This is a genomic window from Rhodopila globiformis (assembly GCF_002937115.1).
Taxonomy (GTDB): domain Bacteria; phylum Pseudomonadota; class Alphaproteobacteria; order Acetobacterales; family Acetobacteraceae; genus Rhodopila; species Rhodopila globiformis.
Window position 1 is genome coordinate 1 of record NZ_NHRY01000250.1, and the last position, 12,162, is coordinate 12,162.

Genomic DNA, 12,162 nt, shown 5'->3' on the forward strand with positions numbered 1-12,162 from the left:
GGGGAGGGCCAAGGGGGCGGCCCAGGGTCGAGGGCGGCTTTACCGGGTCTTCAGCACGGTCATCCCCGGCTGCGGCATCGACTCGGCCAGCAGGTCGATCTGCATCAGCCGCCCGCCCCAGCTGCGGATCAAATCGGCGCCGGCGACCGCCCCGCGCGCATGGTTGGCGCCCTTGATCAGCACCTCGGGGCGCAGCGCCTCGATCAGCGACTCGGGCGTGTCCTCGTCGAACAGGCACACCTGGTCGACGCAGGCGAAGCTGGCCAGCACGGCGGCGCGGGCGGCCTCCGGCTGCACCGGATGCGGCAGACCCTTGCTCCGCCGCACGCTGCTGTCGCTGTTGACCCCGACGATCAGCCGATCGCAGGCGGCGCGGGCCTGCTCCAGCAGGTGGATGTCGCCCGGCTGCAGCAGGTCGAAATAGCCGTTGGTGAAGCCGACGCGCCAGCCGCGGTGGCGCCAGCGCTCGGCCTGCTCCACCGCCTGCTCACGGGTGACGACCTTGCGCAGGGCACTGCGCTGCGGCGTCAGCGCCGCCATCAGGTCAGCCTCCCGCACCACCGAGGCGCCGACCTTGCCGACGGAGATGCCGGCGGCCAGGTTGGCCAGGCGCGCGGCAATCGGCAGGTCCAGCTTCGCCGCCAGGGCGGCGGCGAGCATCGCCAGCGCCGTGTCCCCGGCCCCGGAGGTGTCATAGACCTCAGCCGCCTCGGCGGGGAAATGCTGCGAGCGGGTGGCGTCGACCAGCGTCATGCCGGCGTTGCCCAGCGTCACGACCACGGCGCCGAAGCCGTGCTGCGCGCGCAGGGCCTGTGCCGCGGCAACGACCGCAACCTCGTTGTCCACCGGCATGTGCGTGGCGGCGGCGAGTTCCTGGCGGTTGGGCATGACTACGTCGGCGCCGGCATAGCGGGCGAAATCGCTGCCACGCGGATCGACGATCAGCTTGCGGCCGGCCTTGCGGGCGGCCGCCACGAGTTGCATCGGCACGTCGCCCGACAGCACGCCCTTGCCGTAGTCCGACAGCACGGTGACCGAGGTCGCCGCCATGGCATCCAGCGCGATGCGCACCATCCGTTCGGCCAGCCGCGGCTGGATCGGGTCGGTCTGCTCGCGATCGGCGCGCAGCAGGTGCTGGCCGGCGGCGATCAGCCGGGTCTTCTGGGTTGTGGTCCGCCCGCCCTGCACCATCAGCCAGGGCTCGACATTCGGCTGTCCGCCGATCAGCCCGGTCAGGTCCGACCCGGCCTGGTCGTCGCCGACGACCGAGATGAAGGCGGTTGCCGCCCCCAGGGCGGTAAGGTTGCGTACGACATTGCCGGCGCCGCCCGGCAGCGCCACTTCCCGCTCGATGGAAAGGACCGGAACCGGCGCTTCCTGGCTGATCCGCGTGACCTCGCCATAGGTGTAGCGGTCGAGCATGACGTCGCCGATGACCAGGACGCTGGTCCGCGCCAGGCGCCGGACGGCGCCCGCAAGGTCCGGCTGAGGCTCATCACCGCGCGATGCGGCTCCAGGGGTAATCTGGTTCATTCATTCTGCCGTAACGGGACTGTCGCACTGGCGCAACCCATCTTCGCGTGGAGCGCGCGCAAGAAGCAAGCGATGATGAAGAAACCGTATAGTTCCTGGTATCATACCAGAAACGGATCGGCCGGGCCCGTCGGCCACGGCGGGCGCGGAGCCTTGTCGCGGCCATTGCTGGGATGCATTCACAGGGAGAAAGTTCGGATATTTGAGGGGTTGAGGGAGGGAAGTATCAGCCACAGGTCGGCGTTGGCCCACTGGCGTGGGCGGGGGTTGCCCGGGTTTCGGCTGATGAGCGTCACCGGCGGCGGGCGTGCGGTGGATTGTCGGGAAATGTAACCACAGAGAATAAGTAGAGGTTCGTGGAGGGCCACAGGGAAAAGCCCATGCCGCCGCGCGCGAGGCGCATGACGCACTGTACTGCCGGACGATGCGATGCCAGGCACCGTTGCCTGGCCGGGCGGATCAACCTGCCTGCTCCTGTGAACATGCGACCCCACACGCGCCAATGGCAGGGCAGAGCAAGGTCGTCTCCCTATCGTCATGGCCGGGCGTGTCCCGGCCATCCCCCCAACCGTCGAAGCGCAGATGGCCGGGACACGCCCCATACGCGCTAACTTAGGCGGATGGTGGCACGGCCGTTGCCCCAACGTCATGGTGGGCGAAGGCCCACCATCGACGCCTTCTGCTGATATCAGCACCGCAAGGCATGGATGGCGGCCCTGCGGCCGCCATGACGACGGGACGGTGCCGCGCATACGGCCGCGCGACGCCCCCCCTGATTCTCCGGGGCCCTCCGCAATTCTCAGCCTTTCTCTGTGTGAACAGAAATGCGTGATCGGCCACGCGACCGCCACCGGGGACGCACCGCCCCGTATCAAACCGCGGCCGTCCCGCCCCAGGCAAACACCGACGCTCACCTCCTCACGCTTGCAGGAAGGCCAGCTTGTCCTCTTCCAGCACGACGCAGGTCAGGGCGCCGCCCAGCACCGCCCCGGTGTCGATGGCGATCCGGTTGGGCTGGATCACCGGCTCCCGCTTCGGGGTATGGCCGTGGACGATCACCGCGCCGTGGTCCGCCCGCGACGACAGGAACGGCTCCCGGATCCAGATCATGTCGTGCCGGGTCTGCCGGTCCAGCGGCAGGCCGGGCAGGATGCCGGCATGGACGAACAGGTAGGGGCCGGCGCGGTGGCTGATCGACAGGTCGCGCAGGAACAGCAGATGTTGCGGCGGTATATGGCTGGCCCACGCCTGCGGCGGCACGAGGCGGGAGATCCCCCAGCTGAGCAGCGAATCGGCCCCGCCGTTGGCCAGCCACAGCGAGGCCGCCTCCTTGTCCGCCCCGGCGATCGCGGCGAGCATCATTTCCTCGTGGTTTCCCATCAGGTTGATGATCTCGTCCGCCGGCACCGGCGGGCCGTTGATCAGCCAGTCCACCACCTGTGCGCTGTCCAGGCCGCGATCGACATAGTCGCCAAGATGTACCAGGGTCGTTTGCTCCGCCGGACGGGTGGCGATGTCCTCGGCGACCAGTTCGTGCAGGGCCGCGAGCCGGTCCATGCAGCCATGGATGTCGCCGATGGCATAGATGCGCTGTCCAGGCGGCAAGGTCGCGGGGGCGGCGGCGAATTCAAGCATGGAGGCCAGACTAAGCCTGTCGGCGGATTTGGCCAATCACCACTTGTTCGCCCAATCGTCGCTTGGCGGATGGCGGATGGGACACTATCCGAAGGGTCATGGAAGCAATTCAGGTCGAACACCTCGTTAAACGCTACGACAGCGTGCTGGCCGTCGACGACATCGGCTTCACCGTCCCGGCCGGCGGCACAGTCGGTCTGCTGGGCGGCAACGGCGCCGGCAAGACCACCACCATCGCCATGCTGCTGGGGCTGATCGTCCCGACGTCCGGACGCATCACCGTGCTCGGGCACGACATGGCGAAAGACCGCTTCGCGGCGCTGGAGCGGATGAACTTCTCGTCGCCCTACGTTGCCCTGCCGCATCGGCTGACCGTCAGGGAGAACCTGCGGGTCTATGGCCACCTGTACAACGTGGCGCATCTCGATGACCGGATCGCCACGCTGGCGCGCGACCTCGACCTCGGGCAGATCCTGGATCGTCCCGCCGGCCAGTTGTCGGCCGGGCAGAAGACCCGCGTCGCCCTGGCCAAGTCGCTGATCAACCAGCCGGAGGTGCTGCTGCTGGACGAGCCCACCGCCAGCCTCGATCCCGACACCGGCGACATGGTCCGCACCTGGCTGGAACAGTATCGCGCGCAAAGCGGCTGCACCATCCTGCTCGCCAGCCACAACATGGCGGAGGTCGAGCGGCTGTGCCACCAGGTCATCATGCTCAAGCAGGGCCGCGTGGTCGACCGCGGCACGCCGGACGAGTTGCTCGCCCGCTACGGGCGGCAGGACCTGGAGGACGTGTTCCTCGACATCGCCCGCGATCGCCGGCAGGCGGTGGCGGCATGAAGATCCGCTCCCTGCCCATGGTGCAGCCGCCCCAATGGCAACCGATGGCCCGCCGCATCTGGGGGCTGATGTACCGGCACCTGGCGCTGTACCGCCGCTCCTGGCCGCGGCTGCTGGAGCTGATGTACTGGCCGATCCTGCAGATGTGCATCTGGGGCTTCACCGCGCGGTTCCTGGCGACGCGGATGGGCAGCAACCCGGCGATCATGGCCGGCGGCCTGCTGCTGAGCGGCGTGCTGCTGTGGGAGGTGACGCTGCGCAGCCAGATGGGCATGTCGATCTCGTTCCTGGAGGAGATGTGGTCGCGCAACCTGGGCCACGTCTTCGTCAGCCCGCTGCGCCCGTTCGAGATGGTCGCGGCGCTGATTGCCATGTCGGTCATCCGGATGTTGACCGGCGTGCTGCCGGCGATCCTGCTGGCCTGGGCGTTCTATGCCTTCAACCTGTTCAGCCTCGGCCCTGTGCTGGTGCTGTTCTTCGTCAACCTGATGATCTTCGGCTGGGCGATCGCGCTGGGGGTGGTGTCGCTGGTGCTGCGGCACGGCGCCGGGGCGGAGCCGCTGGCCTGGGGCATCCTGTTCGGCCTGGCGCCGTTCTCGGCGGTGTTCTACCCGGTCTCGGTGCTGCCGGCGGCCCTGCAGCCGCTGGCATTGACGCTGCCGACGACCCATGTGTTCGAGGGCATGCGCGCGGTGCTGATGCACGGCACGGTGCGCTGGGACCATTTGGCGGCGGCCTTCGTCCTGAACCTCGTCTGGATTGCCGGCGCGGCGGTGTTGTTTGCGTGGCAGTTCCATCAGGCCCGGGTGCGGGGCGCGCTGATGAGCATTGGTGAGTAATGGAAACAGGTTTTTGGCTGATCCGCCACGCCCTGGTGGCGGAAAACGCGCGCGCTTTCCTGTATGGCGTGATGGACGTGCCGCTGTGCGAGCCGACATTGCTGGAGCAGGCGCCGATGTACCGCTCGCTGGCGGCACGGCTGCCGCGCCCGGCCGACTGGCTGGTGACGCCGCTGTCGCGCACCCGGCGCACCGCCGAGACGCTGTTCGCCCACGGCTATCCGCGCGCCGGACTGACGGTCGAGCCCGGTCTGACCGAGCAGTCCCTGGGCGAGTGGCAGGGCCTGCCGCACGCCGAATTGCCCGCCCGGCTGGCGCTGCCCAAGCACGCCTTCTGGCCGCTGGGCGGGCATGAGAAGCCGCCGGGCGGCGAAAGCATGGCCGAGGTGATCACCCGCGTCGGCGCAACGATAGAGCGCCTGGCGGAAACCCATGCCGGGCGGGACGTGGTGGTCGTCTCGCACGGCGGGGCGATCCGCGGCGCCGTCGCCCATGCGCTGTCCATCGGCCCGGACAATGCGCTGCACCTGTCGATCCAGAACCTGTCGCTGACGCGGCTGGAGCGGACGCCGGACGGCTGGCGGGTGGTGTGCGTCAACGAGATGCCGGGCTACTGAGGCATTGGCGCCACGGTAACCGCAAGCTGGTCAGAGCGTCCCTCGAGGGAAGGCAGGTCTCCCGAATCGTCTCGGCCCGGCGAGATCGTCTCCTTATCGTCATGGCCGGGCGTATCCCTGTCGCATGCGCATATCTCGGAAACGGCCTGCCGCGGCCCTGGCCCCTGTCGTCATGGCCAGCATGCCGAGGCTTGCCGCGATCAGGCGCGTGACACGGGGCCGGACGGCGACGGGGACCCCCGGTATCTTGGCGTCTTGGCGTTGAACGGGAACCGTGCCACCGCGCCCGGCGCTGATGGGTGCGCTGCGCCGCTGGCCCGTGCGGTTGCTTCCACCGATAAAACGCCAAGACGCCAAGATACCGGAGCATGCGTCACTGTCCGGGGTGGCGGCACCTGTCATGCCTTCGATCGCCCCTTGCCGATCCGTACCGGCGCGGGATCGGCACGAAGGCATTCCCACGGTATCCGGCCAAGGCGGCCCGGGTTGTTCCCGGGATGTGTGCACGCCGTAGGGCGTGTCCCGGCCATGACACGCCCGGCCATGACGGAAGGGTGCTCCCTATCCTGCCAGCACCGGCAGCTTCCGCTGCAGCCGCCGGCGCAGCGCCCGCTGGCCGATGGACCGCACCTTGCCGACATCCAGCACGACGGCGCTGACGCCGTAGATCGCCCCGCCCATCATCACGGCCCCGACCAGGCCCAGCCAGTCCATCGGCAGCGGGATCAGGACCAGTGCCGCCGCCATCGGCACGATGGCCAGGAGGCACCGCACCACCTGGCCCGGCGGCAGCCAGACCGGGAACTGCCGGTTGGCCAGATACCAGCACCCAGCGGCCGCGGCGCCATGGCAGACCACGGCGACCCAGGCCGCGCCGAACATGCCATAGTGTGGTACGGCCCACAGGTTCAGCAGGATACTCAGCACCGTGGCCGGCCCATAGCTCCAGAGCATGGTCAGCGGCTTGCCCGACAAATGGAAGGCATGGTCGATGAAGTGCGCCCGCACGCCGCGGATCAGGGACGCGAAGCAAATGATCGGGATCAGCGCCGCGACTCCGTCGCGGAACGCCGGGCCCACCAGGACGGTAGCGATGTTGTGGGCGGTCAGCGACAGGCCGACACAGGCGGGCAAGGCCAGCGCCAGCAGCGCGATGCCGTTGCGCCCCGCCTGGATTCGCGCCGCTTCCCGGCCCTGCCGCTCCAGCACCTGCATCGCCAGCGCGAAGGTCGTGGTGGTGATCGACAGGCAGATCAGCGTCATCGGCCGGTCCACCAGGTTGTACGCGACGGCGTAGATGCCCAGCGCGCCGGCGCCGACCAGCGAGCCGAGCAGGAACCGGTCGGCGTTCTGCATGACGATCTCGGTCGCCTGCGCAGCCACCAGCGGCCAGGCGTAATCAACCAGCTGGCGCAGTTCCTGACGCCGGAAGGCGCCGGCGGCCGGGCGGAACGGCGCGCCGAGCAGCCGGAAATCCACCGCGGCGCAGACGACCGCGGCGACCAGCAGCCCGAGAATGATCGATTCAGGCCCGTGGCCGAGCACGAACAGCGCCCCCAGACCAAGACCGAAGCCGAGGGCGGCATGCAGTCCCTCGATCAGATTGTACCGCCCCATCCGGTTGGTGGAGCGGTTGACCGATTGGTTGAGCTGGACCAGGGCCCGGACCAGCAGCAGCGGCAGGCCCAGCCAGGCGGCCCAGCGGTAATCCGCGGGCAGGTGCACCAGCAGGCCGGCGGCAACGCCCAGCATGGCCGTCACGCCGGCCAGGGCGTAGAACAAGGCGTAGGCCTGCTTGAGGAAGCGGTCCTGCCAGCCGCCGACCGCGGCTTGCGGATAGAAGCGCATCACCGTGATCGGCAACGCGAAGAACAGTGACGTCTGTAGGACGAGAACGCCGGAAAAGACGAACGTATAGCTGCCGAGCGCTGCCGGCGTCAGCAGTCGCGTATAGGCAAAGACCATCGCCATCGAGACGAAGGCCGGAACGATGACCGAAGGAATATAGCCGATGATCTGACGGTACACGGATGAGCTGCCTCGTCGATTAGGATCAATGCATGAATGTGATGCGCGGGGGCAGGAGCCCGGGAGTCGTCGGCGTCCGGCAGAAAGGGTGGAACCCGGAAATAATCAACGATGCGACCATTGCCCGCAAGTCGCGAGCGCCGCAAATCACGTTGCTCGGGCGGAAGTGAACTATTTTTGATTTCACAACAAGAACGGGCTGTCTGGCGCGCGGCTGGCATCACCTGGCGCAAAGTCGCCGGGCAAGACTGGCCCGTTACGCCGCCGCGAGCGGCGATGCGCCGAGCGGAAACGATCTGCGCGTGGTGTGATAACGCAATGTTTATTGCCCTCGACGCCAGACGGAAGCGGCCGCGCACCTCCATATCGTGTAGGAACGCTGCCATCCTTGTTTCGCGGCCAATTTCACCACCCGGGAATGCGTTGCATGATCGGCGCCGGACGACGCCGTCATGGCGGGTACCCGGGGCCAGGCCCGGGCACGAACCGGGCATCCCGATACTGGGAGGCTGTTCGCTGCGATTTCGATCCGAGATGGGTATGTGTCCTGCGTCAAAGGCTGGGGTCGGAACCCGCGGCGGGTGGTACCAGGGGTCATCCGGAATCGCCCGTGCTTGTTGATCCTTCCGAAATGCTACAGACCCGGCCCTCAATATCCTGGCGATGGCAGCGCAGTGATCAACGCACGGCCACCCCGCCCGCAGGGCATCCGAATCGCTTCTCTGCGTGCTCTGCGCCCCGCTATGCGATCTCTGCGTTGCAAAAATGCGGTGCCGCAACAAAAGCCAGCGTTGCCGGTGAGTCGCCGAACCTCCAACGCCGGTGGCGCCCCGCCCACCGCGATTCAACGCAGAGCACGCAGAGCGGGGCGCAGAGCACGCAGAGAAGATTTCATTGCGGCCTGCGGCCGCGATGGCTCGAACGCGGCCTGGCTGTTCCTGCTGCGACTCGCGGCCCGGCATTCAGGACAATCAGGGCCAGATCCGTAACGCCGTATGGGGAGCGGTCGTCCGTCCAGGCTCCGCCGTTGCCCCGGGCCGCCCCTACGCAATGCACACATCCTGGAAACGAGTCGGAAATGACCGTAAAATCAAGTGCTTGCCTGGGCGCCAAGAGCGTTCCACCATCGTCATGGCCCGGCTTGTCCGGGCCACCTATTCCAGCACTTGTGCCGCGACAGGTGACCCGGACAAGCCGGGCCATGACGAAAGGGAAACGCAGCGGCGGACCGTTTCCGAGATGTGTGCATCCCGTAGGGGCCGCCCGGGACGACCTTGAATCCCACGGCCGCCTTTCACAAGCGCCCCAGCACGAAGGCCTTGACCGGTTGAGCATCGGCGGAGCCGTTTGCCGCCGCGAGACCGATCCGATACGGTTCCGATCTCAACACGGAGTCGCGGCGAACGCTGGTGGAGGCCCCTTTTTCCCAGGTTTACCCGGCTGTTGCCGATCCAACGCCATATGCAACGAAGCCGCCTGCCCAGCCGGTCAGGATCACTGCACGGAGGGACTAGACCTGAAGCGCCTTCACATAGGCCGCAACCGTCGCCGTGAAGCCGTTTTCCAGCGCGTCGGCGGTCAGCTCATGGCCGATGGAGGCCTCGGCCAGGAACGGCACGGCGGCCATCAGCGGCGGGATGTTGTGCAGGTTCAAGTCGTGGCCGGCGTTGACGACGAGGCCGGCCTCCCGGGCACGCGCCGCCGTCGCGGCGATCCGCTCCAGCACCGGCTGGTGCGTGCCGGCGCGGAATGCCTCGGCATAGGGGCCAGTGTAGATCTCCACGCCGTCGGCGCCGCTCGTTCGCACCCGGTCGATCACCGCGGGATCGGCGTCGATGAACAGGATCGCCCGGCCGCCCTGCGCCTTGATCGCCTGGATCGCCGGGCCGGTCACCTGCACCTGCGCCGGGGTGAGCTTCCAGCCTTCATCCGAGGTGAAGGCACCCGGCGCGTCCGGCACCAGCGTCACCTGCTCCGGCCGGTTGGCGCGCACGATGTGCATCAGCCGCGCGTCCGGGTAGCCCTCGATATTGAACTCGATTCCCGGACGGAGCGGACGCATCAGGTCCGCCAGCATGGGCACGTCGCTGCCACGGATGTGCCGCTCGTCCGGCCGCGGATGCACCGTCAGGCCATGCGCGCCGGCCTCCAGCGCCAGATGGGCGAAGCGCCGCAGGTCCGGCACGCCGGTGTGGCGGGAGTTGCGCAGCAGGGCGATCTTGTTGAGGTTGACGCTGAGGTGAGCCATGCCGGCACGATACCGTGTGCGGCCCGGCAACTCAACGCGGATACCGGCCGGCGCGCTCAAGGTATTGACTGGACCTGGGCAGAACCCGACCCAGATTGCCCGCCCAGGCCCCGTCCGATTTATCGGCACGATGGCAGGGAATGAGGCTTTTCGCCGGGGGACCGTCACATGTCGAAACAGATCGTCGCCCGCGCCAACTTCCTGGTCTTCGCCGTCCTGATCGGCTTCCTGGCCCTGATCGGCGCCCTGACCTGGGATGGCTTCGCCACCACCCGCTCGGCGCGGGGATGGACCGAGCACACCTACACGGTGCTGGCCACCCTGCGCGACCTGCGGATCGCGCTGCGCGATGCCGAGACCGGCGAGCGCGGCTACCTGCTGACCGGCGGCGACGACTACCTCGCGCCCTACCAGGCCGCGCTGGGCCGGATTTCCATCCTGGAAGGCGACCTGCAGCAACAGACCGCCGACAATCCGGCGCAGCAGGCGCGGCTGCGGTCCCTGGTGCCGACCATCCAGAGCCGCCTGGAGCAGTTCGCGCAGACCATCCAGGTCCGGCGCGATTCCGGCCCGGACGCGGCGATCCAGCGGTTCCGCGACCGCGCCGGACACGACACCAGCCAGGCGATCGAAGCCGGGCTGACCGCCATGACTGCCGAGGAGCAGACCCTGCTGTCCCATCGCCTGGCGGCTGTCGACGAGCACACCGAATGGGTCCACCGGCTGGTGCTCGCCGGCGTCGCGGTCGCCATCCTGGCCTTGCTGTGGGCCGCCCGCATGCTCAACCACGCCTGGTCGCGCTCGGCCGGCGCCGAGGCCACCCAGCGCGCCCTGGCCGGAGAGCTGCGCGCCTCGCTGGACAGCCTGAGCCAGGGGGTTGCCGTGTTCGGCCCGGCGTTCCGGCTGAACCACTGGAACGAGTGCTTCCAGACCCTGCTGGCCGTGCCGCCCGCCATGCTGCGGGTCGACATGCCCTATGCCGCCTTCGTCGAATTCGCCGCGTCTGATGGGGGGGAATTCCTGGAAACCGAGGACCAGGTGCGCCACGGCCAGAGCCGCAACGGCGAGCCGGTGGTGTATGAGCGGACGCGGACGGACGGCCAGGTGCTGGAAATCCGCCGCACCCCGACGCCCGGCAACGGTTTCATCCTGACGCTCAGCGACATGACCAAGCGCACCCAGTCCGAGGCGGTGCTGCGCGAATCGCAGAAGATGCAGGCCATCGGCCAGCTGACCGGCGGCATCGCCCACGATTTCAACAACCTGCTGACGGCGATCATGGGCAACCTGGAGCTGGCGCGCACCAGGCTGGACCCGCAGCATCCGGTGGTCACGCATATCGAGCGGTCGCTCTGGGCGGCCCAGCGCGGCGGTACGCTGACCAGCCAGTTGCTGGCCTTCGCGCGCCGGCAGCCGCTGTCGCCGACGGCGATCGACCTGTCGGCGACCTTCCCCGAACTGCTGCCGCTGCTGCGCCGGACCCTGGGCGAGCATATCGAGGTACGGTTCGTCGACACCGCGGGCCTGTGGCCGGCGATGGCCGATCCGGCGCAACTGGAAAGCGCGGTGCTGAATTTGGCGCTGAATGCGCGCGACGCGATGCCGGGCGGCGGACGGCTGACGATCGAACTGGCGAACAAGGTGCTGGACGAGGAGTACGCCCGCAGCCACGCCGAGGTCACGGCCGGCGACTACGTGATGGTCGCGGTCTCCGACACTGGGCACGGCATGACCCCGGACTTGGTTGCCCGGGCGTTCGAGCCGTTCTTCACCACCAAGACCGAGGGCCGCGGCACCGGGCTCGGGCTGGCGATGGTGTTCGGCTTCGTCAAGCAGTCCGGCGGGCACGTGAAGATCTATTCCGAGCCGGGCGAAGGCACCGCGGTGAAGATCTACCTGCCGCGCGCCGTCGGCGCCCAGGTGCCCACCATGCAGCGCAGCAGCGCGCCGGCGGAGCTGCCGCGCGGTTCGGCGACGATCCTGCTGGTCGAGGACGAGGCCGCGGTGCGCGAGGTGGCCGGGGCGATCCTGCGCAACCTGGGCTACCGCGTGCTGGAGGCGCAGGATGGCGACGAGGGGTTGCTGGTGTTCGGCGCCCATGCCGCCGAGGTGGATCTGCTGCTGACCGACGTGGTGCTGCCCGGCAAGGTGCGCGGGCGCGAGCTGAGCGAGCGGATCACGGCGATGCGGCCGGAGGTGAAGGTGCTGTACATGTCGGGCTATACCGAGAACTCGATCGTGCACCACGGGCGGCTGGACGACGGGGTGCAGTTGCTGGGCAAGCCGTTCAAGCGCGAGCAGCTGGCGCGGAAGGTGGCGGACGTGCTGGGGGTGGCGCCGGGGGCCGGTCCGGAGAACGTGGTGGACCTGCGGACGCACAAGCGGGAGTGAGGCAGACAGCCTGGCTGGGCGTTGCCATGCGT

8 protein-coding genes are annotated in these 12,162 nt (G+C 68.5%); 4 read left to right on the forward strand and 4 right to left on the reverse strand.

The genetic code is table 11. The features are described from left to right. Positions 1-39: 39 nt before the first annotated feature. Both CCS01_RS25625 and CCS01_RS25630 read right to left on the reverse strand, forming a co-directional pair. Complete coding sequence (locus tag CCS01_RS25625; protein WP_104521607.1) at positions 40-1,533, reverse strand: PfkB family carbohydrate kinase; 1,494 nt, start codon at positions 1,531-1,533, stop codon at positions 40-42. A 918-nt stretch (positions 1,534-2,451) separates the two neighbouring features. Continuing rightward, on the reverse strand, positions 2,452-3,168 hold the full coding sequence (locus CCS01_RS25630; protein WP_104521608.1) for a metallophosphoesterase family protein: 717 nt from the start codon (positions 3,166-3,168) through the stop codon (positions 2,452-2,454). Positions 3,169-3,266: 98 nt separating this feature from the next. Between CCS01_RS25630 and CCS01_RS25635 the strand changes: the two genes are divergently transcribed. Genes CCS01_RS25635 through CCS01_RS25645 form a run of 3 tightly spaced genes read left to right on the forward strand, consistent with a single transcriptional unit; the run spans position 3,267 to position 5,463 of the window. Continuing rightward, positions 3,267-4,007: an ABC transporter ATP-binding protein gene (locus tag CCS01_RS25635; RefSeq protein ID WP_104521609.1), complete on the forward strand. Its 741-nt coding sequence runs from the start codon at positions 3,267-3,269 to the stop codon at positions 4,005-4,007. Then, a complete protein-coding gene (locus CCS01_RS25640) occupies positions 4,004-4,846 on the forward strand; it encodes an ABC transporter permease (protein WP_239992394.1) in 843 nt (280 codons plus the stop codon). The genes CCS01_RS25635 and CCS01_RS25640 overlap by 4 nt, the downstream gene beginning before the upstream one ends. After that, complete coding sequence (locus CCS01_RS25645; protein WP_104521610.1) at positions 4,846-5,463, forward strand: histidine phosphatase family protein; 618 nt, start codon at positions 4,846-4,848, stop codon at positions 5,461-5,463. The genes CCS01_RS25640 and CCS01_RS25645 overlap by 1 nt, the downstream gene beginning before the upstream one ends. Before the next feature lie 561 nt (positions 5,464-6,024). Here CCS01_RS25645 and CCS01_RS25650 read toward each other — a convergent pair. Together CCS01_RS25650 and CCS01_RS25655 are read right to left on the reverse strand one after the other, a co-directional pair. Next, the gene (locus CCS01_RS25650) at positions 6,025-7,491 is read right to left on the reverse strand and encodes an oligosaccharide flippase family protein (protein ID WP_104521611.1); all 1,467 of its coding nucleotides are present in this window, start codon (positions 7,489-7,491) and stop codon (positions 6,025-6,027) included. 1,510 nt (positions 7,492-9,001) lie between these two features. Then, complete coding sequence (locus tag CCS01_RS25655; protein ID WP_104521612.1) at positions 9,002-9,739, reverse strand: pyridoxine 5'-phosphate synthase; 738 nt, start codon at positions 9,737-9,739, stop codon at positions 9,002-9,004. Between the two features lie 168 nt (positions 9,740-9,907). On the opposite strand from CCS01_RS25655, the gene CCS01_RS25660 reads away from it, so the two are divergent. Further along, positions 9,908-12,130 carry a CHASE3 domain-containing protein gene (locus CCS01_RS25660; protein ID WP_104521613.1) on the forward strand — a complete coding sequence of 741 codons (2,223 nt, stop codon included), beginning with the start codon at positions 9,908-9,910 and terminating at the stop codon, positions 12,128-12,130. Positions 12,131-12,162: the final 32 nt, after the last annotated feature.